The 21,384-nt window shown below is 38.2% G+C and carries 18 protein-coding genes; 10 read left to right on the top strand and 8 right to left on the bottom strand.

Features of this window, described 5'->3' with window-relative positions:
* The first annotated feature begins 13 nt into the window (after positions 1 to 13).
* Complete coding sequence (locus tag BMX63_RS02250) at positions 14 to 763, top strand: SDR family NAD(P)-dependent oxidoreductase (protein WP_093131648.1); 750 nt, start codon at positions 14 to 16, stop codon at positions 761 to 763.
* Positions 764 to 788: 25 nt separating this feature from the next.
* Complete coding sequence (locus BMX63_RS02245; RefSeq protein WP_093131520.1) at positions 789 to 2,225, top strand: aldehyde dehydrogenase family protein; 1,437 nt, start codon at positions 789 to 791, stop codon at positions 2,223 to 2,225.
* Positions 2,226 to 2,355: 130 nt separating this feature from the next.
* On the opposite strand, the gene BMX63_RS02240 is transcribed toward BMX63_RS02245, so the two are convergent.
* The 5 genes from BMX63_RS02240 to BMX63_RS02225 all read right to left on the bottom strand — a co-directional run bounded on the left by BMX63_RS02240 (position 2,356) and on the right by BMX63_RS02225 (position 7,553).
* Complete coding sequence (locus tag BMX63_RS02240; RefSeq protein WP_093131518.1) at positions 2,356 to 3,690, bottom strand: aspartate aminotransferase family protein; 1,335 nt, start codon at positions 3,688 to 3,690, stop codon at positions 2,356 to 2,358.
* A gap of 22 nt (positions 3,691 to 3,712) precedes the next feature.
* On the bottom strand, positions 3,713 to 4,189 hold the full coding sequence (locus BMX63_RS02235) for a hypothetical protein (protein WP_093131516.1): 477 nt from the start codon (positions 4,187 to 4,189) through the stop codon (positions 3,713 to 3,715).
* A gap of 11 nt (positions 4,190 to 4,200) precedes the next feature.
* Entirely contained in the window at positions 4,201 to 5,766 is a 1,566-nt protein-coding gene (locus BMX63_RS02230; protein ID WP_093131514.1) for a sodium/proline symporter, read from the bottom strand.
* Positions 5,767 to 5,783: 17 nt separating this feature from the next.
* Positions 5,784 to 5,909, bottom strand: a complete 126-nt coding sequence (locus BMX63_RS18610; protein WP_281242706.1) for a hypothetical protein — start codon at positions 5,907 to 5,909, stop codon at positions 5,784 to 5,786.
* Between the two features lie 117 nt (positions 5,910 to 6,026).
* Positions 6,027 to 7,553 (bottom strand): CoA-acylating methylmalonate-semialdehyde dehydrogenase, encoded by a 1,527-nt coding sequence (locus tag BMX63_RS02225; protein ID WP_093131512.1) that lies wholly within the window; start codon positions 7,551 to 7,553, stop codon positions 6,027 to 6,029.
* A gap of 249 nt (positions 7,554 to 7,802) precedes the next feature.
* Between BMX63_RS02225 and BMX63_RS02220 the strand changes: the two genes are divergently transcribed.
* Positions 7,803 to 9,425, top strand: a complete 1,623-nt coding sequence (locus tag BMX63_RS02220) for a PucR family transcriptional regulator (protein WP_093131510.1) — start codon at positions 7,803 to 7,805, stop codon at positions 9,423 to 9,425.
* A 135-nt stretch (positions 9,426 to 9,560) separates the two neighbouring features.
* Here BMX63_RS02220 and BMX63_RS02215 read toward each other — a convergent pair whose 3' ends face one another.
* On the bottom strand, positions 9,561 to 10,220 hold the full coding sequence (locus tag BMX63_RS02215; RefSeq protein ID WP_093131508.1) for a GntR family transcriptional regulator: 660 nt from the start codon (positions 10,218 to 10,220) through the stop codon (positions 9,561 to 9,563).
* A gap of 314 nt (positions 10,221 to 10,534) precedes the next feature.
* On the opposite strand from BMX63_RS02215, the gene BMX63_RS02210 reads away from it, so the two are divergent.
* The 5 genes from BMX63_RS02210 (at position 10,535) to BMX63_RS02190 (ending at position 16,148) form a co-directional block, all read left to right on the top strand.
* Positions 10,535 to 11,731, top strand: coding sequence for a CaiB/BaiF CoA transferase family protein (locus BMX63_RS02210; RefSeq protein WP_093131506.1), 1,197 nt, complete (start codon positions 10,535 to 10,537; stop codon positions 11,729 to 11,731).
* A 14-nt stretch (positions 11,732 to 11,745) separates the two neighbouring features.
* The gene (locus BMX63_RS02205; RefSeq protein ID WP_220083802.1) at positions 11,746 to 12,651 is read left to right on the top strand and encodes a hydroxymethylglutaryl-CoA lyase; all 906 of its coding nucleotides are present in this window, start codon (positions 11,746 to 11,748) and stop codon (positions 12,649 to 12,651) included.
* A 396-nt stretch (positions 12,652 to 13,047) separates the two neighbouring features.
* Complete coding sequence (locus BMX63_RS02200; protein ID WP_093131502.1) at positions 13,048 to 13,296, top strand: hypothetical protein; 249 nt, start codon at positions 13,048 to 13,050, stop codon at positions 13,294 to 13,296.
* Positions 13,297 to 13,299: 3 nt separating this feature from the next.
* Positions 13,300 to 14,787, top strand: a complete 1,488-nt coding sequence (locus BMX63_RS02195) for a sodium:solute symporter family protein (protein ID WP_093131500.1) — start codon at positions 13,300 to 13,302, stop codon at positions 14,785 to 14,787.
* 182 nt (positions 14,788 to 14,969) lie between these two features.
* On the top strand, positions 14,970 to 16,148 hold the full coding sequence (locus BMX63_RS02190) for an MFS transporter (RefSeq protein ID WP_093131646.1): 1,179 nt from the start codon (positions 14,970 to 14,972) through the stop codon (positions 16,146 to 16,148).
* 407 nt (positions 16,149 to 16,555) lie between these two features.
* Here the strand turns inward: BMX63_RS02190 and BMX63_RS02185 are convergent, their stop codons facing one another.
* Entirely contained in the window at positions 16,556 to 17,089 is a 534-nt protein-coding gene (locus tag BMX63_RS02185; RefSeq protein WP_093131498.1) for a hypothetical protein, read from the bottom strand.
* 898 nt (positions 17,090 to 17,987) lie between these two features.
* Here BMX63_RS02185 and BMX63_RS02180 point away from each other — a divergent pair.
* Positions 17,988 to 19,613, top strand: coding sequence for an AMP-binding protein (locus BMX63_RS02180; protein WP_093131496.1), 1,626 nt, complete (start codon positions 17,988 to 17,990; stop codon positions 19,611 to 19,613).
* A 141-nt stretch (positions 19,614 to 19,754) separates the two neighbouring features.
* On the opposite strand, the gene BMX63_RS02175 is transcribed toward BMX63_RS02180, so the two are convergent.
* On the bottom strand, positions 19,755 to 20,531 hold the full coding sequence (locus BMX63_RS02175; RefSeq protein ID WP_093131494.1) for a DeoR/GlpR family DNA-binding transcription regulator: 777 nt from the start codon (positions 20,529 to 20,531) through the stop codon (positions 19,755 to 19,757).
* 354 nt (positions 20,532 to 20,885) lie between these two features.
* Between BMX63_RS02175 and rpiB the strand changes: the two genes are divergently transcribed.
* Entirely contained in the window at positions 20,886 to 21,377 is a 492-nt protein-coding gene (gene rpiB, locus BMX63_RS02170; protein ID WP_093131492.1) for a ribose 5-phosphate isomerase B, read from the top strand.
* The last annotated feature ends 7 nt before the right edge of the window (positions 21,378 to 21,384 follow it).

Here is a 21,384-nt window from a genome sequence, read left to right as displayed (position 1 = left end):
TGGAGAGGATATCATGCTTTTTAAGGATAGCACTGTTGTCGTTGCTGGCGCCGGTGGTGGTATGGGCAAGGAAATTGTTGAGACCTTACTGGCTGAAGGGGCAAACGTAGTAGGCTGTGATATGAATGTTGATAAATTAGACAACCATCATAATCAATCAAATTTTCTATCGATAAAGGCAAATCTATTAGAAGAAAATGCTGTAGAAAAAGCGTTTCTCAAAGCGGTTGAAAAGTTTGATACCATTACGGGACTCGTCAATGCTGCAGGAATCGCCCAGTCTTCTACACCTATTGAGGATGTGAGTTTAGAGTCATGGCACAAAACGATAGACATTAACATGACGATGACCTTTTTAATGTGCAGAGAAGCTGTGAAATATATGAAAAAGGAACAACAAGGCAGTATAGTTAATATTGGATCCGTAGCCACTACGAGGCCGAGACCGGGACTTCAAGCCTATGTGGCCTCGAAAGGTGCAGTTGAATCATTTACGAAAGCTTTAGCGCTAGAATTGGCATCCTTTAAAATTAATGCTAATGTCCTGCACCCTGGACCGTGTGATACAGACATGCTTGAACAATTTGCTGCAGATGGAGCGAACATTGAAGAAGTGAAAGAGGATATCTTCAGACAAAGTGTTCCCCTTGGAAATTTGTTGACACCAGGGGATATTGCAAATTCAGTATCATTTTTATTATCTAAGGAAGCTAAAATGATTACGGGTAGTGTTCTCCATGTAGATGGAGGCCGAGGGATATAAGATGTAAATCAGAAGGGTGAGCCATATGGAAGAATTAAAAATGTACATTGATGGGAAATGGGTAGATTGTTCCAATGCGAAAAAAATTCATGTATTTGACCCTTCTACAGGGAAAATGATGGCTACAATCCCACGAGGAGTTAAAGAAGATGTCGATGCTGCGGTGAATGCAGCCAGAAAGGTATTTGAAAGTGAGAGATGGAGAAAGATTAAACCATTTGAACGCGGCAGAATCTTGTATTCAGTGGCGGAAAAATTACAAAATAATCGTGATCGGTTAGCAAGACTTGAGTCAAAAGATGTTGGAAAACCACTGACACAGGGTTATGCCGATATTGATGCAGCGATTCGTTATTTTGAATTTTATGGAGGGGCAGCTGATAAAGTAATGGGGGATACGATTCCCGTTGAAGATGGACTAATCGATTATGTTACAAGGGAACCCATTGGAGTTACGGCTCATATAATTCCTTGGAATTATCCCATACAAATCCTTTCCAGAAGTGTTGCAGCTGCTATTGCAACAGGTAATACGGTAGTAGTTAAGAGTGCAGAGGATACCCCCATGACAGCATGCAAAATGGCTGAATACTTTGACCAGCTTCATCTCCCGCCTGGTGTTTTTAACCATGTGACAGGTTATGGTACGGAAGCAGGGGCAAGCCTCTCTTCGCATCCTGGCATAAATCACCTTACATTCACAGGATCTGTTGCAACAGGCATTACTGTTTCGAAAGCTGCTAATGAAAATGTTGTTCCTACCACGCTGGAATTGGGAGGGAAATCTCCAAATATTGTTTTTGGAGATTGCGATTTAGAAAAAGCTGTTGATGGTGTTGTAAAAGCCATTATCCAAAATGCAGGTCAAACCTGCTCTGCTGGATCCAGATTACTAGTAGAAGAATCATTTAAAGAGGAATTTTTGAAGCATGTTGTAAATCGTTTTAAGCAACTCTCCATAGGTAGTGCTCTTGAAGATAAAGATATTGGCCCTATTTTAAATAGACGTCAATATGACCGAATTATAAATTATTTAGAATTAGCGAAAAAGGAAGGAGAAATTGTAGTAGGAGGGAAATCTGCTAATGTTGAGGGTGGCGGATTATACCTGGAACCTACAATAATTGATGGCGTATCCCCTAATAGTCGATTAGCTCAAGAGGAAATTTTTGGCCCGGTTTTAACAGTCTTTTCTTTTAAAGATACCGAGGAAGCGCTACAATTAGCAAACGGTACAGATTATGGTTTAGTGGCAGGTATATGGACGGAAACCATAAGTCGTGTTCATTATTTAGCCAGCAAGATTGAGGCAGGACAGATTTTTGTTAATAATTATGGTGCAGGCGGAGGCATACAAATGCCTTTTGGTGGATATAAAAAGAGTGGTTTCGGAAGGGAGAAAGGCTTTATTGCACTCTATAATTATACTAAAGTAAAAAATGTAGCGATAAAATATGATTAAAGAAAAATCATAGGGTCCAGCTATTATCCTGTAGCTATAACCCCATCATCATTGGTAAACTCACTTCCGAATACGACAATAAAAAGTCTAAGGGAGGATTAGTTGTTGTAAGATCCTCCCTTAGACTTTATTATGATTTTGGCAAAACGGTCCAGATGACTTCCGAAAGCTGATGAATCAAATAGTTTAAATCTTCCTCCGCAATGTTTAATGGGGGAGAGAGGGTTAAAATGTTATTATATCCTGCAACGGTTGTTCCATTTTTACTAATGATGATATTGCGATTTTTACATTCTTGAATGATTTGATTGACATCTTTTTCGTTAAGTGGCTTCTTAGACTTTTTATCCTCCACGAGTTCAATTCCTACGAGCAGTCCTTCACCGCGTACATTCCCGACATTTTTGTGTTCTTCAAGTGTAAGCAGACTGTTAATCAGATATTTTCCTTTTTCTTTTGAGCGTTCAACCAGCTGCTCTCTCTCGAAAATTTCAATGTTTTTTAAAGCAACTGCACAGGCTGCAGGGTTTCCTCCAAACGTGTTCACGTGTCTGAAAAAGTCATATTCCCCGCTTCCTTTAAAGGATTCATAAATATCCTTTCTTACAGCTGTTGCCGAAAGGGGGAGATAGGCGCTGGTAATTCCCTTTGCCATGGTGACAATGTCTGGTTTAACTCCGTATAGCTGGTGACCAAACTTCTCACCCATGCGTCCGAAACCGCAAATCACTTCATCCACAATGAAAAGGGCATCGTGCTTTTTACAAATTTCCTGCACACGTTTCATATAATCCCTTGGCGGCATGATGACACCGCCCCCTGTAATGATTGGCTCCATAATAACGGCCCCAATCGTCTCACTAAGCTCCCAGGTCATGATTTGATCAATCTCTTCCGCTCGCTGAATCGGTTCTTCATCACGATAGGTGTCTGGTGGGGCTACATGGAGAAAACCTGGTGAAAGGGGCTCATATTGGTATTTGCGCTGAGCTTGACCGGTTGCAGCAAGAGCTCCAAAAGAATTTCCATGATAGGATCTGTAACGTGAAACCACTTTATATTTTGCAGGGCTCCCATTGTGATAGTGATACTGTCGGGCAATCTTAAAAGCAGCCTCATTTGCTTCTGATCCGCTATTGGAGAAGAAAATTACATATTCATCATCGAGCCATTCATTGATTTTCTCCGCTAATTTAATAGCAGGTTCATGGGTTTGGACAAGTGGGATGTAAGCAAGCTTCTTTAATTGTTCATAAGCTGCTTGTGCCAGTTCTTCTCTGCCATAGCCGGCATTCACACACCAAAGACCCGCCATAGCATCTAAAAAACGACGGCCGTTATGGTCTACAATCCAGGATCCATTTGATTTTTCTGCTATCATTGTGCTTTCAGGATTGTATGGTTTCATGGAATGCCACACATACTGAGCATCCTTTGAGATTAATTGATTATCATGCTTAAGCATCTTAAATCCTCCTTTGAGCTACTTAGGTTAAAGGGTGAAATCTTCCTGAGAGTCCATCAACAATAAAGCGATGGTTCTTGGAAGATATAATCCAATAAGGGCGATAGAATAAATGACTATCCGTTAAAGAATATCTGGGTAAAGCCAAAAATTTTAATCTTTTCGCAGTCTGTCTTTGAAAATATTGAATCGCCTGTTTTTCAGCCTTCTCTCTGGTTAATACAGGTTGAATACGTTCCTTTTTACATAAAGTTTTCTTAAAAAACGTTGGCTTACTGTCGATAACAGATTCACGACCACTAATCATATCAATCGTACATCCGAGATACCCTTCTTTTACTAGGAAGGTTTTAACCTTTATATGATAGGAAACGAATTGATAAGGGTAAAAAACTTTCTGGTCTATGGTATAGTTGTTTTTTCTATCTAAACTGGTAATCTTCTGAAGTGCTTCCTTTGAACGGATAGAATGGGGTAATACGTTAAATTCCGTTGTCATTTGATACACCTCTATGATTTTAATGTAGTCAGCGATTGATTAGCCAAAAACTCGGAGATATTGTTAGATTCAGGAGATAGGTCGTGTGCAATCCTTTTTTCCATTTTGGAAGGAAGAGCCTTTTTCCCTTTGGAATCATCAATAGCCTCCTTCATTTTATCTGATGGTTTCTTTCCGAATTGGCTTCCAATAACCATTCCGATAAAGGAGACAATTAAACCTGCCAGGAATGGATGAACACCTGTAGCCCCTTCAAACTCCAATGTTGTCCATAAAATGTTAGTTGTTGCACCGCCAATCATGGCACAAATGGCGCCTACATGATTCGCCTTTTTAGAATAAACCGAGGCAACATATGGAACGAGAAAGCTGTTTCCTAGTACACCGAATGAAAAGATAACAAGGGCTGCAACAGCGGGTGGTTCATAAATCGCAATGGCTATTCCTACTAGACCACCGATTAAAATGCAGAGTCTTGAAACGAGAACCGCTTTCTTTTCACTGGCATTTGGGTTGATAAATCGCTGGTACACATCCCGTGATAAAATGGTACCGGCTTGCATTAAGAGAGAATCAGATGTTGACATAATGGCTGCCATGATAGCTGAGAGGAGTAATGCTGCCAAAAAGCCTGGAAAGAATTGATAGGTAAGCTCGGGAATAACCATTTCAGGATCACTTAGATTAGGGAGTAACACAATTCCAATTAGCCCTAATACATAGGGGATAAAGATAAAGAGCTGATTCCATGTAGCAGCCCACATAATAGCTCCTTTTACCGTTTTCGTGCTTTTCATGGACATATGACGGGTTACGACATGTGGCAGTCCCATATAGCCGACTAGATAAATGAGGATAGCTCCAATGACAACACCCCATTGTCCGTAATAAGCCAAATCTTTGCCCCATATACTTAAGTAGGTTGAGTCAATGGATGCCAGCTGGGCATTTAAGTCTGAGAAGGATATGTGATTGAAGGCTAAGATGGATATACCAAGTACGCCAATCACCATAATAATCCCTTGTATAAAATCGGTGTACACTACAGCTAAGTATCCTCCTGCAACGGTATAAATCACAATAACCCCAACCCCTATAATTAATGCCATTTCATAGGAAAAACCAGTTAATTGAGTTAAGGCTTTTCCGGCAGCAATAAATTGGGCAAAAACATAGGCTAAGATAAAGATAATAGAGATGATAGAGGCAATGACTCTCACCATTGGGCTTTCAAACCGTTTTTCTAAGTACTCAATTGGAGACAGAGCACTAAGCTTTTCAGACATTCGTCTCATTCGTTTTCCCAGTACGGAGAGATTAACAATGGCTCCTCCTGCATCTCCAATTGCATACCAAAGAGCATACCATCCATGCTGAAAAGCTAAAGCTGGTCCCCCCATAAACATATATCCACTCATGGAGCTGCTTTGCATAGTCATCGCAGTTGCGCAAGCCCCAACACCACGATTCCCCAGTAAATAGTGATCAGGTGATTGGGAAGCCCGACGTGTAAATAAAAGTCCAACTGTCATAAGCACTAACAAATAGATAATAAATACGATACCATCAGAGTCCATAAAACGTCCTCCTCCTTTTATTCATCCTGTTCTTCGAGTTCATCCTGTTTTTTGAAGACAAAGTAAAGAACAATGGCCGATCCGATAAATAATACCGGCCATGGAAAGAAAGCAAGCAGAGTCGAGGTTGGCAAATTAAACATCTCTTCACCTCCTTCAATAGGACCAAGAAACATTTATGACTTAATAATGGATAGTCATTTTAATAGGTCAAAGGCAGGGGGAGGTATGAATCCCCTCCCGGAAAGGTACTTAAAAACTTAAAACCACCTGCTTGTGACCATCTTCTTACGAGTATAAAAGTTAACACCATCTTTTCCGTTAGCGTGCAGGTCACCATAGAAAGAATTTTTCCAGCCTGAGAAAGGGAAAAATGCCATTGGAGCCGGAACATTAATATTCACACCAACCATTCCAGCATCAATGTTTTCTTTAAATTCTCTTACCGCTTTCCCGCTCCTGGTATAAATAACTGCTCCATTGGCAAAGTCTGAAGCATTGGTAATCTCAATGGCTTCCTCTAAACTTTTAGCACGAACGATACTTAATACTGGTGCAAAAATTTCATCACGCCAGATTTTCATATCTTTTTCAACATAATCAAAAATTGTCGCTCCAAGGAAATAGCCTTTATCGTGCTGACGCATTTCAACTCGGCCATCCCGTAGCAGTTTTGCATTTTCCTTTTCACCTTTGTCAATATAATCTACAACCCGATCACGATGGGAATCTCGAATTAAAGGTCCTAAAGATGTATAATCATCAAGACCATTTCCTGTTTTAATTTGATCGGTTTTGTCCAGTAATGCGTCTATAAAGCGATCTGACACATCTCCTACTGTAACAACAACAGAACAAGCCATGCACCGCTCGCCAGCACTTCCGAAGGCTGCTCCTATCACACCATCTACTGTTTTTTCAATATCACAGTCCGGCATAATAATAGAGTGATTTTTAGCTCCAGCTAAAGCTTGTACTCTTTTACCATGCGCTGCAGCTGTTTTATATACATGTTCTGCTACAGGCTGAGAACCAACGAAGGAAATGGCATCAATATTATCGTGTTCCAGTAGTCCATTTACCACATCGTGGGCTCCATTAACAATATTGAGTACGCCATCAGGTAAACCAGCTTCCTGTAATAGTTCAGCCAGTTTTCTAGCTAGTAATGGAGTACGTTCAGAAGGCTTTAATACAAATGTGTTGCCACACACAATGGCAAGAGGAAACATCCATAATGGAACCATCATAGGGAAATTAAAGGGGGTAATTCCTCCAACTACACCAATGGGATATCTATACATGGCCGATTCAATGTCATTTGCAATGTCCGGAAGCACCTCACCCTTCATCAATTCAGGAGCTCCAGCGGCAAATTCCACGCATTCTATACCCCGTTGAACTTCACCGTACGAATCCTGTAATGTTTTTCCATTTTCTTTCGTAATTATTTTGGCTAATTCATCATGATTTTTTTGCAGCAATTGCTGATAATGAAACATGATTCGTGCTCTTTTGGGAACCGGCGTCCGACTCCATTGCTTAAATGCTTTATTTGCAGCATTTACTGCAAGATCTAAGTCATCTTTACTTGAAATGGGGACTTCTGCAAGGATTTCACCTGTTGCAGGGTTCGGTACATTTTCATACTTTCCACTTATCGCTTCAATCCATTGACCTCCAACGAAATTTTTTAACTTGTCATATTTTTGTTGTGTTTGAACCAATTCAATTCCCTCCTTTGTAAATTTATTGTATATTCTAAAAATTTGCACATCATTAGACATGGTGTTAAAATTTGATTGTGATTATATAAACATTTTGCCCATTAAAGGAAGGCTGTGTTAAAGCTAATTGTTGATTTTCTGCCAAGTTGATGGGAGCGGAAGTGAGCGAGACTCCTGGGGGTGGAGCGGTATATCCCGCAGGCTAATGCCGAGGATGCTCCCGGACCACTCGCGGAAAGTGTGCGCACTTGCGGAAATGAACACCTATGCATAACAGAGCCTAGAAGATAAGGGAGGTTTCACACAAACGTGAATAAAGCGGAGGTAACTGTGGAAGATGTGTTACATAGACCCTATTTTCAATCATCACGCGTTGTTGCTGGGCATGAAGGGTTAGATAACGTAATTAAATGGCCTCATATAGTAGAAATTGAAAAGTTTGGCCATTTACTTAATGGACAGGAATTTATCTTAACGACAGGAGTTAGCTGGGATCATAATCATGAAAATTGCCTCAACTATTTACAGCAGCTTATCGATCATGATGCTTCCGCCTTATGTGTTGAACTAGGAACTTATATAAAAAATATTCCCCCCAAGATGTGTCAGCTTGCAGACCAGCATCAATTTCCCATCATCACCTTTTCACATGAGGTTAAGTTCGTTGATATTACCAAAGATATACAAGAAATGGTCCTGGGTTATGAGCAAAAAATGTGGCTTACGTTAGAAGAAATATATAAAAGTTTGAATAAAGCATTATTAAATGGGAGGAAAATAGGGGATTTTTTAAGAATCCTTCATAAATATACGAACAAATCCGTAACGGTTGTGCTAAATGACGGACAAAGCTGGTTTTTCCCTCCAATTCGTAATGAAACGAAGAGAGAATGGTTAAATAATATAGCAAACGATAAGAAAAATGTCACCAGTCAGCCCCTCACAATTTTCCAGGAGGAGATAGGGAATTTATATGTATTAGAGTCAAAAGAGCAGGTTAATAGATTTGATAGTCTAGCGTTGGGGCGATGTGCAGCCTTTATCAATCAGTATATATGGAATCAATTTGAAAAAAGAGCTGTAAGAACCGTTCCATATAATTTATGGATTTTAGATGCTATTAAAGGAAAGCTATCCCATCAGGAAGTTGTTGAGGAACTTCTTCAGCTACATCCCTATATTCGATTAGGAGAAGCTATGATTGGTATTGTTCCGACTTCCAACGATAAAGGTAGTCAGGACAATGAGGAACATAAACAATCAGTAAACTATGTAATGATGAATGCGCGAGGCATTTTTACTCAAAGCGGCTTTTATTTTGTCACTGCGATGGACTTAAATGAACACTATCTTATCATTTTACTCATCAATCAGCACAAATCATCATCTTTATTTTACCGGTTAACGAAGTCAGTAAAACAACTAAAACGGATGAGTCGCATTGATAAAATAACCTCTATTAAATGGATCAGCTTCGGAAAAACCGTTGAAAACTATCATCATTTAAAGGAAAGCTACAAAACAGCTATATCTACACTAACCTTCCAAAATACATACTTGCCTTTAGAGAAGCCATATTATAAACAATTACATGTTTATCGAATCATCGATCAGCTTAAAAATACAAAAGAACTTCAAGAAATTATAGAAGATTATATTGGATCCCTAATACGCTATGATCAAGATCATAACGGTAATCTGCTTCTTACACTTCATTCCTATCTAAAAAATATGGGATCAAAAAAAGAAACTGCCGAAGAGCTATATATTGTCCGACAAACCCTTTATCACCGTCTAACGAAAATCAAGGAATTACTGGGCGATGATTTTATGCTCCCTGAAAACCGTATTATGATTGAATTCACCATTTATGCTTATCACTATCAGGGAAAGATGGAACAAACAGGTGATTTACCTTCCATTAATCCGTAGCAGCCTGGTCGATTCATTTAGTCTTGGTTATCTGGAATTATCCTCCAGTCTTTTGATAGAGACGAATACAAACAATCGATTCATAGTTAAGCCTGTTTAACTATCTAGTACCATTTATAAAAGTATACTACTATATTACGTTGGTGAATATTCTTGATCAACATCATGAATATGTAATAAAACTTGGTCTCTACCATGGTAAATGTGTTCATGCATCGATGCACGAGCACGTTCCATGTCTTTTTCTTTTATCGCCTTAAGAATGGTGTTGTGAACATTATAGGAATATCTCATTTGATCTTCATTAAACCAATAGAAAGAACGGAATATCAATGGTAAAACAACAACCTTTGATATATGTGAGTAAATATGCTGGTTTTGTGAAGCTTTTATAATGCATTCATGAAATCTTTGATTACGTTCTAATATGTCTTCAATGGTCGAATCACCAGTCTTAAAATGATGATGAATAACATTTCCATATTCTTCGTTGGCGCCCTCCATTTCCTCGAGATCAGAATCTGTTCTATGAATGGAGGCTTGTGCAGCAGCGTATCCCTCCAAAAGCTTCCTTAAGTCATATATTTGAAGAATATCTTTTTTTGTAAAATGACGAACTCGAACGCCCCTCTTTAAGGATACGATTAACCCTTCAGATTCTAATTTTTTAAGCGCCTCCCGAATTGGCGTCCGGCTTATTTGTATTTCTTTTGCCAGGTATTCTTCAGTGAGTCGCATTTTCGGGGGAAATTCTCCATGTAAAATTGCTTTTTTGATATATTGATAAGCATCCATTGTTAACACCTCTTTCTTATTGTATACAAATAAAATACTACTCACAATATCTTTTGCATATAAATGTTGATATAACAGTACAGAGCAAATGGGGTATTAAAAGTTTTTAAAAGGTATTGCCATTTTGTATACAAATTGATAAAATAAGACGGAAGTTTCAGAAAATTCAATATTATGCAGTTTTGGATAAAAGGTGAAGGAAATTATATCATTTTTAACCAAAAATAAGAAAGCGCTAACAAAATACTTTTTCTTTCAGTCAATCAATGAAATTGGGGATGTCTTACATTTATATGGTAAAAGGAGTGTTTAGCATGAGTCAAAGTTTAGAAGGAGTTAAAGTCTTAGAAATGGGAAGTTTAATTGCTGGTCCTTTTGCTGGTAGATTGATGGCGGAATTTGGTGCAGATGTCATAAAAATCGAGCCACCTGGAAAAGGTGATCCGTTACGTGATTGGCGGCATATTTATGAAGGAACATCACTTTGGTGGCGATTACAATCACGAAACAAGAAGTCGATTACGGTTAATCTTAAGAGTGAAGAAGGTCAAGAAATCATTAAAGCATTGGTAAAAGAATGTGATATCCTCATTGAAAACTTTCGACCAGGAACATTGGAAAAGTGGAATCTTGGCTATGACGAGTTGTCGGCTATCAATCCTGGCCTGGTTATGGTTCGGGTTTCCGGGTACGGTCAAACAGGTCCTTATAAAGATAAACCAGGTTTTGGTAGTGTTGGGGAATCCATTGGCGGGCTTCGCTATTTAACTGGATATCCTGATCAACCACCAACCCGAGTCGGCGTTAGCTTGGGAGATTCCTTAGCTGCTATGTATTCAGTGATAGGGGCAATGATGGCTCTTTATCATCGAGATATTCATGGCACAGGAAAAGGGCAAGTGATTGATGTTGCATTATATGAAGCCGTATTTAGTTTGATGGAAGGAGCACTACCTGAGTATGACAAAATGGGTGCTGTTCGAGAACGTACCGGTTCGTCCCTTCCAGGAATTGCACCGTCGAACACCTATTTATGTAAAGATGGGAAATATATTGTAATTGGTGGAAATGGTGATGCTATTTTTAAGCGATTGATGGAAGCTATTGGCCACCCAGAGTTGAGTGAAGATGAACGTTTCCAAAGCAATAGCGGCCGTGCTGCTCATGCGGATTACCTTGATGGATTAATTGAAGAATGGACGAAAACTTTAGATATCAAAACAGCTTTAGATATTCTGGATAAAGCAAGGGTGCCAGCTGGACCTATATATAGTATAGAAGACATCGTTAAGGACCCGCATTATTGGAATAGAGAAATGATTCAACCCTTTAAAATGAACAATGGAGAGAGTCTAAAAATACCAGGGATTGTACCAAAGATGAGTAAAACTCCTGGAGACATAAAATGGCTTGGTCCTGAACTTGGACAGCATACGGATGAAGTCATGGAAAAATGGCTTGCGTATGATGAGAATAAAATTCAAGAACTAAAAGAAAAAGGAATTATTTAATGGAGGTGATGGATTTGGAGAGTATTTCTATCCAGGAAGTTGCACCTCGAGATGGATTGCAAATTGAGGATCAGTTTGTACCAACAGAACAAAAAATTGATTTGATCAATCGGTTAAGTGATGCGGGTGTTGATAAAATTGAAGTCACCTCGTTTGTATCTCCTAAGGCAGTTCCTAATTTAAAAGATGCGGAAGAAGTCATGATGAGTATTAATCGCAAAAAAGACGTTACGTATACCGCATTAATTCCCAATGTACAGGGGGCAGAACGTGCGGCAATATGTAAGGCGGATGAGGTGAATCTAGTCGTTTCAGTAAGTGAAACCCATAATCAAAAAAATGTGCGGCGAACTGTAGACGAATCGTTTAGGGGTTTCAGTGATATTGCTAGCTATCTATCAGGTACTGATATTGCAGTCAATGGGACACTTGCAACCACATTTGGCTGTCCTTTCGAAGGCAATATTGATGAAGACCGCGTACTAAAGTTAGTTGATCACTATCTTGAGTTAGGAGTCATGGGTATTACATTAGCAGATACGACAGGGATGGCGAATCCGAAGCAAGTGTATAAACTTTGCAGAAAAGTGCTGGAACGATGGCCGAATTTACCACTGACCTTGCATTTCCACAACACTCGTGGGATGGGACTTGCAAATGTCATTGAAGGAATCCATGCTGGGGTGAGAAGATTTGATGCATCCCTTGGAGGTTTAGGTGGTTGCCCGTTTGCTCCAGGGGCAACTGGGAACATCTGTACTGAGGATCTTGTTCATATGCTTGCCTTTATGGATTATGAAATGAGGGTAGATTTAGATTGTCTAATTGGCGTTTCGAAATACTTAGAGACGATTTTAGGGCATGAGGTAGCTGGACAAGTGATTAAAGCGGGTAAAATCACTGATCTACATCCTGTATAAAACTTTCAGAAGAACTGTTGTCACTGGTTGAGGAGACTCTAAGGTATGGATGAGTCCTGCAGTTGAACATCATTACTTTTTTCATCGATAGCTTAAAAGTGAGACCTCGGATTAGGTTTCTTACAGCGGGGAAGCGGTTTGGGCATTGATAGATTATAGTTTCCGAGAATCATTTTCATGATAAATGTATTAGAATGGTTACACCAAAATGGTAATTGCTAATGAAATTGTATAACAAAATACTCCACCCGGGTATGAATAGAAAGCAATCCAGTAAACGTCATGAGTAATCGTATCCATGTCCAACTTTATATAAATCTATTCTTTAATCTATATGACAGGTTAAAATACACCTTTATAATTGTGAATATTTTGATTTATTAGGAGGGAGACAGTATGGATAAAAAAAAGGAACCTATTAATAATGGTAAGTTGTGGATTGGATTTGGAATTTTACTTGCCCTCATTACTCCGTGGTATTTCCCGGAAAGTTTTGGGGAAGTTTTGGTTTACGGAATTCCACTCTGGGCTTTGATTATTATTATTGGGTCAATCCTTTTGTCAGCTTTTTTGTCGTATGTCATTAAGTTTCATTGGATGTTAGAAGAAGAAAAAGAAGAAGCAAAAAAGAAAGGAGATAACTAATCTATGGATTTAGCATTTTCTGGTTGGGCGGGTGTTTTAATTCTGTTAGTCTATGGATTGATTATGCTTGGAGTTGGCCTTTTTACTTACTTAAAAAATAAAAATATACATCAAAGCATGGATGAGTATTATCTTGGTGGCAGGGGACTTGGCGTCATCGTACTATTTTTTACCCTTTTTGCGACCCAATATAGTGGAAATACTGTCGTTGGCTATCCACCTTCAGCTTATCGCCAAGGATATGAATATTTAGTATCTGTTCCTTTCTTCATTATGATTATAGTCGCCTACTTATTATTTGCTCCCAGATTATATTCCTTAGGGAAAAAATATCAATTGGTAACACCTGCTGAGTGGTTTGAAAAACGTTATCATTCCAAATCTATCACGATTTTAGCTTCTTTGCTTATGCTGTATGGGTTAGGGAATTATTTACTGGAACAATTGATTGCTATTGGACAAGGGGTATCCGGTTTAACAGGTGGAACCATTCCTTATCAGGTTGGCGTTGTTTTCTTTGTCATAATCATGCTGATTTATGGCTGGCTTGGTGGAATGAGATCCGTAGCTTATACGGATACAATGCAGGGGATAGCACTCTTATTCGGTGTTTTCATGTTATTAATTGGTTCCATTATTTATTTTGGCGGTTTACCTACTTCTGCCGATTATATGCAGGCTTATTCACCGGAAAAACTGGGTATCCCAGATGGACCGAGTGTGATAAATTGGTTTAGTTTACTGGTGTTAATTGGGATTGGAGCTTCTGTTTATCCACATGCTATTCAAAGGATTTTTTCGGCTGAAAGTGAGCGCACCTTAAAACGTTCTTTCAGCAGAATGGCCTGGATGCCTTTTTTAACTGCCGGGGTCGTTTTTATTATCGGAATTATCGGTATCAGTGCTTTTCCACAATTATCGACCGCTGAATCTGAGCAATTAGTAGGAATGATGGCCAGTGTTGTCGCAAACCAGAACATCATCTTCTACTGGTCAATGGTTTTGCTATTCGGTGGGGTTATAGCAGCGATTGTATCAACTGCCGATTCGGTGTTACTTACTTTTTCTTCGATTGTTTCAAATGATTTATACGGAAATTATATTAATCCCAAAACCTCACAATACAAAAAATTATTAGTGGGAAAATTAGTCGGTGTAGTGGCAGTTGGTATTCTCATTCTTATCGCATGGTTCCCGCCAGGCACTCTTTATCAAATTTTCGTATTAAAATTTGAACTATTGATTCAAATTGCTCCAGGTCTTATATTAGGATTATATTGGAAGCGTCTTCATCCAAAAGCAGTTTTTACAGGTATGCTTGCTGGTACTATTGTCGCTTCTTTGATGACTATATTAGGGCCCTCTTTCCTTGGTGTTGCCAGTGGATTATGGGGGCTACTGTTAAATGTCATAATCTGCCTGATTGGAAGCTTAATGATGAATGTTTCCATGGTACAAGAAAATGAAGCAAATCAACTTATTGAATTATAGGCGTTGACAGCGGGACAGCAGGGTTCCTTGTCCCACTACATGTTGCCAATGCTTTTTTACTTGGATTACTGTTAATATTGGAAAATCTAACGGACACGAATTATAGGTAGGAAAAGAGATGATTCATTTTGAGAAACTCTGCTGTTCAAGTAGAAAACGATCCTATACCTGGACATTGGAGGATGTTATTTTGGTTAGTCTTAGCACAAATTATGGTTGCAGTTATCGGACGGAGTCTTGGTCCACTTAGTGTACTGATTGAAGAAGATTTAAGTTTAACAAAAGCGCAAGTCGGCCTTTTGCCATCTGCCTTGTTTTTAGGACAGGCGATTTCTTCTATCCCGACTGGTTTCTTTGCTGACCGTTTCGGTTCTCGGCCACTTTTATTCATTTTTACGGCTTGTTTAGGAATTAGTTTTTTCCTGATGACGATTCAAAATGTGTATGGGCTTGTTTTACTGATCATTGTAATGGGCGGTATCGGTTACGGCGGAATGCACCCGACAACGAATCGGGGTATTATTTATTGGTATTCTCAAAACCAAAGAGGTACAGCGATGGGAATTAAACAAATGGGAATTACGTTCGGTTCAGCCTTATCTGCTATCTTACTGCTACCGCTAGCGGAGACGTACGGCTGGAGAATCGTTGTATCCATTGCCTGTTTTGGACTGATTGCTGCAGGAGTCATTGCCTTCCTGTTTTACAGGGATCCAGTAGAGGTAAAATCAGTAGAAAAGAAAAAGGATACATCCGAAAACACTTTCACGGCTATTAAAGCCATGATGAGACATAAACCATTATTATTAATTAGTATTAGTGCTATGGGAATAAACGGATCACAAATGACACTAAATACGTACTTAGTGCTTTTCACCCATCAACAGCTCGGTGTCAATTTAGTGTTAGCAGGTTTCTTACTAGTCATCTCGGAAGTTGGCGGCTCACTAGGTAGAATTGGTTGGGGACTGATTAGTGACCGTGTGTTTGGTGGTGAAAGGCTAAAAGTAATGGGGATTATTGTCATTATTACATTATGTGCTAGTACTATTGTTGCTTTTCTTCCAGTTGGAACCCCTTATTGGCTGCTAGTACCCTTATTCTTTCTTTTTGGATTGGCCGTCTCCGGTTTCAATGGTATATGGATGAATCTGGCCTCGGAGCTCGTTCCAAAAGAGCAAGCCGGTCTATCGAGTGGTTTCAGTATCTCATTTGGATCCTTAGGAGTTATCTTACTTCCACCCATCTTTGGTCTAATCATTGATCAAACGCATTCTTATACCTTTGGCTGGTTATTAATAGCTTTCATCATGGTTTTAGTGATGCTAGTACTCAAGCATTTGCATAAAATAAAAGATTGAAGATAGGAAGAATAAGAATGGCAAAAGGATAGAAATAGTATGTTTGTTATGAACTAGTTTATAAACCTCTCGAATAAATCCTAGGAAAAGCCAACATATAATAGAATGAAGGAGCCTGCTAAAAGTAAGTAGTTCCGATATCGTGGAGAAAAATCTAAAATAACATACTAAATCACACTTTGTTTATCAGCATAAATAACAATACAAATAGCAAACCAAAACGCTTGGATATGAAATGATATGCGCCCCTTTGGGTAGATAGATTAAAATCCAAGCGTTCTATTATTCCAATTATCTTACTCAACCAAAGCACCCGTTAATTCAAGTACATCTTTTCACGTTTTACCTATAATCATATTCAATTTTGGAATAGTCTATTCTTTTACTAGCTATTATTGTTGTTTTCATTACATTTTTCTAGGCCAAATAAAGTAAGTGATGGAAATCGCATTGTCAATCAATACTATGATTCCCCATAATTTTAGCGTTCGCCATAGTATCTCTGTTTTACTGCTATCCCCAATATAGAAAATTATAAACAGTAGGAGTGCTCCACCTATTATGTATGCCAAGATATGTTGGAGGGAGCCTTTCATACTGTGTTTTGCATAATCCATTCCAATTCTCCGTTTTGGCTTTGGGCCATCACGTTTCACATAATATAAAAAACGTTCATCTGCCCATTGAATCATAGATTTTCCATAAACAAGGGATATGGCTAGGTAGATAGGCGCTATGCTATGTGCCAATGTTATATCTGCTCCACGATATATATCAATGCTGGTGAATACCAGCAGAACAAGGTCGACAATTGGAGTCATAGCCAATAGAAAAAGACCTGCTTTTTTCTTGTTAAAAATATATCTTGTCACTAACCCTGCAATAATGAAAATCCAAAATCCAATTTCGCACGCTACAATTATCCATGCAATAAAATTCATGTTAAACCACCTTTATATAAAATTGTTCTCAACCAAATGGTCGGATGTATAACCTCAGTTATTTATGGCTTTTGCACTAACCTGCCGTTAGTTAAAGAACAATCCTTCACAAACTCTATATTTATTTTAACATAAAATTACAATTACCTACTTGGTTTGTAAAAAATTAACATATAGCACACCATTTAACATAGTTAATAGTACGTTGACAACAGCTATAGCCAATATGCTATTTGGGTTGTAATTTTGTATGCTAAATCAAGTGTTATTTTACATAATCGTTGATATATAAGGAAAAATAACAAATTAATCTTAGTCTGCTAATTAGAATGCTATTTTGTATGTTTCTCCACCGAAATGGAACTACCTATGCTAAAAGGGGTTTCTCATTACTTATTGATCAGACTCGGCCCATCCATATGTAATCGGGTAAACAGAACTTCTTAGCTCGTCAGCAAATTTTTCCTCTACATTTCTATATCTGGTACCAATCAATCCCAATCTTGCACTTCTGCCTTACTAAATCCATTTTTTACAGGTTGTACCATCCACCACTTTGCTTAAACTCTTTTCTTCTACTGTATTAGAATTCGATCACCCATTATATATTGAATTTTTAGAAAATTATGATAAGATACCAAAGAGAATATAATTTTCTAAAAGGATAAGGCTTGTTCATTTCATAAATTTTAAGATTGAAAGATTAAAAGGATTAAGGTTAGCTGTTTTGATGTATTACGGTGAATAATTCGTAAATGGAAATCATAAGAAAATATGTAAGCGATTACAACATTTTATTTTTAACTATTCATTTGCAATAGTAGGGAAGTTATTTAAGAGAATAAACGATTGTATTCCATTTTAGGTTGTTCATAAATAATAAGGAGGCTCCATTATTATGTCATTATTGGAATTAACGATTGGTGAACTACTGGAGAAGGAGGCCAAAGCTCATCCAGACCGTGAAGCCGTGGTGTACCCCGAGCGAAATCTAAGGTGGACGTATAACCAATTGGATGAGTTAGCTAATGAGGCAGCGAAAGGATTTTTGTCCTTAGGGATTGAGAAAGATGAGAATATTGCCATTTGGGCAGATAACAAACCCGAATGGATCTTATCGCAATTTGCATCTGGTAAAATGGGGGCCGTATTGGTAACCGTAAATACGAATTACCAGGCTGATGAACTGGATTACCTTCTCAAGCAATCTGACACAACCACCTTGATTTTAGCAGAATCCTATAAAGGCACTTCCTATATCGATATTCTTCATGAAATTTGTCCGGAATTAAAAGATAGTGAAAAAGGAGACCTGATGTCAAGCAGACTACCAAAATTAAAAAATATTATTGTGATTAGTGAAAAAAACTACGAGGGCTGTTATACCTGGAATGAAGTGATAGAAAAAGGGCAATCGGTTTCTGATGAAAGCCTTTTGCTGCAAAAGAATCGTTTACATTATGATGATGTGATTAATATGCAGTATACATCAGGCACGACTGGTTTTCCAAAAGGCGTTATGTTATCCCATTACAATATTGTGAATAATGGGAAACAAGTAGCGGAAAGAATGAATTTAACTGCTGAAGATCGTTTGTGTATTCCCGTTCCTCTTTTTCATTGTTTTGGGTGTGTAATGGGTACGTTAGCTTCTGTATCACAAGGGGCTACAATGGTCATGGTAGAGCAATTTGATGCAGAGACCGTTTTGAGAGCTGTCGATAAAGAAAAATGTACGGCATTGCACGGTGTACCAACCATGTTTATTGCTGAACTAAACCATCCTCAATTTAATCAATATCATTTGAGTCATTTACGTACTGGTATCATGGCAGGATCAAACTGTCCGATTGAGGTTATGCGTTCTGTCATGAACAAGATGGGAATTTCAGAAATCACCATTGCTTACGGTCAAACCGAATCCTCTCCTGTTATTACACAAACGAAAACAGATGATCCTATTGAATTTAAAGTAAGTACAGTCGGAAAAGCCCAACCGAATGTAGAAGTAAAAATTGTGGATCCTGCTACGAATGAAGAAGTACCTCCTCATACATCCGGTGAGCTTTGTGCAAGAGGATACCTTGTGATGAAGGGGTATTATAACAATGTGGAAGCTACGAAAAACACCATTGACAAAGAGGGCTGGCTTCATACGGGTGGTATAGCCATGATGGACGAAGAAGGCTATGTAAAAATTACAGGACGAATCAAAGACATCGTGATTCGTGGGGGTGAAAATATTTATCCCCGAGAAATTGAAGAGTTTTTATACACGCATCCAGACGTTCTGGATGTCCAGGTCATTGGAATCCCTGATGACACATATGGTGAAGAAGTAATGGCCTGGATCATTCCTAAAGAAGATGCAAAAGTAACAGAAGAAGAAATCATAGAATTCTGTAAAGGAAAAATCTCAAGACATAAAATCCCAAAATACATTAAATTCACAGAAGAATACCCCATGACAGCAAGTGGTAAAGTACAGAAATTTAAACTGCGTGAAAGAGCTTTGGAAGCTTAGGGTGCCTGTCACCACCCGAAAAATCTTGTTTCATAGATTGTTTCACGGATTAAAAATAGGCCTATCCCCGTTTAATGATGGGGATAGGCCAAAATATTTTGGGCAATTCGACAAAATTCGGGTGGTGACAGGCACCTGCTTTTATTCTTTTATAATTACCTCAACATCAAAAGAATCCAGTTCATTTAACATTTCATCAGAAATCGTTTCATCCGTAATAATCGTATCAATCTGTTCAGTTGTTGCAAAACTTGAAATAGAACTGCTCCCTATTTTGGAATGATCCAGAAGTGCAACAACTCTATCTGCCTTTTTAACCATTTGTTTCTTTAGCTCTACCTCATAAACGTTAAAATCAGTAAGACCTTCCTCGATTGTAAATCCGCTAGCTGATGTAAACATAATATCAATATTAATTTTATCTAGAATATCAGTACCAAGAGGGCCCTCTAAAGCCATTGATCCCATTCTTGCAATACCACCCATTAATATAACGTTTATATTTGGGTTCTCTTTTAATTCTATAGCTGTTGATAATCCGTTGGTTACAACAGTAAGTCTCATATCTGTACTTTTTAATTTGTGGGCTAATTCGAGAGCTGTTGTACTAGCGTCGAGTAAAATACTGCTTTTATAAGAAATCAGATTTATTGCTATATTTGTAATAGATTTTTTAGACTCAATATTTTTCATTGCTCTGTCAGAGAAGTTATTTTTTGGTGGAATACTTTCATTAAGCACCGCTCCCCCGTGTGTTCTCGTTAATAACCCCTCTTCTTCCATTATATTTAAATCTGAACGTAAGGTGGCTTCTGATACTTTTAAGGATTGAGCTAATTCTTTTACGGTTAAGCGTTTTTCTTTTTGGAGTTGGGTTAGAATTAAATTCCGCCTCTCCTCAGCGAAAATTTTACCCATATACTCACCTCGGCTATTTAACTTTATTTTTCACAAACTTGTTTCCGGTAAAGGCCCGAGTCAGAGTCAAACCGGAAGACACGAATAGGACATGATTACCTAATTTATCATATCACGAAGAAAAATGAAAATAAACAGAATAAATGATTTTTATTTTTATTAAATGGATATATGGAATGGATAGTAGATATGTCCTTATATATAAGTGATACACGCTGATTAACGTTCATATTTTGTCGTTTATTTTTAAAACGAAATCAAATGAGCATAAATGATTGAAATAAACGAAAGATTATAATAAAATGAGAATGTAAATGAATTTGTATATTACAAAAAGGGAAGGGAGAAATTTTTATGAAACTGGCAATTGGCAGTGACCACAATGCATTTGAATTAAAGGAAACCATAAAGGAACATTTAGTTAATACAGAGCATGAGGTAGTGGATTATGGATGTCACACTTCTGATGCAGTAGATTACCCTGATGTGGCGTTTGAAGTATCCCAGGCTGTTACTGAAGGAAAAGTAGACCGTGCCATTTTGATGTGCGGCACAGGTATTGGTGTATGTATTACAGCGAACAAATACCCTGGAATTCGTGCGGCGCTTGCTCATGATATCTATTCAGCTGAACGTGCACAACTAAGCAATAATGCACAAATTCTTACAATGGGTTCGCAAATTATTGGATCAGAAGTTGCGAAAAAAGTAGTGGATGCTTATTTAAATGTTGCATGGGCAGAAGGATCAAAACGTAAAGTAGATAAAATTGTAGAAAAAGAACAAGAATTTGTTAATCAAAATTACAAAGAGGCAGTTAAGGGCAGTAATTGTAGTGTTAACTGAGAGGTTA

The organism is Salinibacillus kushneri, assembly GCF_900111405.1.
Lineage (GTDB): Bacteria > Bacillota > Bacilli > Bacillales > Alkalibacillaceae > Salinibacillus > Salinibacillus kushneri.
The sequence above is the reverse complement of the archived record's forward strand: the minus strand, read 5'-3'. Positions and strand labels throughout refer to the sequence as shown.

Coding starts and splice junctions, on each gene's coding strand:
- BMX63_RS02250 (WP_093131648.1), top strand. CDS start 14: ATGCTTTTTAAGGATAGCACTGTTGTCGTTGCTGGCGCCGGTGGTGGT.
- BMX63_RS02245 (WP_093131520.1), top strand. CDS start 789: ATGGAAGAATTAAAAATGTACATTGATGGGAAATGGGTAGATTGTTCC.
- BMX63_RS02240 (WP_093131518.1), bottom strand. CDS start 3,690: ATGCTTAAGCATGATAATCAATTAATCTCAAAGGATGCTCAGTATGTG.
- BMX63_RS02235 (WP_093131516.1), bottom strand. CDS start 4,189: ATGACAACGGAATTTAACGTATTACCCCATTCTATCCGTTCAAAGGAA.
- BMX63_RS02230 (WP_093131514.1), bottom strand. CDS start 5,766: ATGGACTCTGATGGTATCGTATTTATTATCTATTTGTTAGTGCTTATG.
- BMX63_RS18610 (WP_281242706.1), bottom strand. CDS start 5,909: ATGTTTAATTTGCCAACCTCGACTCTGCTTGCTTTCTTTCCATGGCCG.
- BMX63_RS02225 (WP_093131512.1), bottom strand. CDS start 7,553: ATGTCTAATGATGTGCAAATTTTTAGAATATACAATAAATTTACAAAG.
- BMX63_RS02215 (WP_093131508.1), bottom strand. CDS start 10,220: ATGGATGCTTATCAATATATCAAAAAAGCAATTTTACATGGAGAATTT.
- BMX63_RS02210 (WP_093131506.1), top strand. CDS start 10,535: ATGAGTCAAAGTTTAGAAGGAGTTAAAGTCTTAGAAATGGGAAGTTTA.
- BMX63_RS02200 (WP_093131502.1), top strand. CDS start 13,048: ATGGATAAAAAAAAGGAACCTATTAATAATGGTAAGTTGTGGATTGGA.
- BMX63_RS02195 (WP_093131500.1), top strand. CDS start 13,300: ATGGATTTAGCATTTTCTGGTTGGGCGGGTGTTTTAATTCTGTTAGTC.
- BMX63_RS02190 (WP_093131646.1), top strand. CDS start 14,970: ATGTTATTTTGGTTAGTCTTAGCACAAATTATGGTTGCAGTTATCGGA.
- BMX63_RS02185 (WP_093131498.1), bottom strand. CDS start 17,089: ATGAATTTTATTGCATGGATAATTGTAGCGTGCGAAATTGGATTTTGG.
- BMX63_RS02180 (WP_093131496.1), top strand. CDS start 17,988: ATGTCATTATTGGAATTAACGATTGGTGAACTACTGGAGAAGGAGGCC.
- BMX63_RS02175 (WP_093131494.1), bottom strand. CDS start 20,531: ATGGGTAAAATTTTCGCTGAGGAGAGGCGGAATTTAATTCTAACCCAA.
- rpiB (WP_093131492.1), top strand. CDS start 20,886: ATGAAACTGGCAATTGGCAGTGACCACAATGCATTTGAATTAAAGGAA.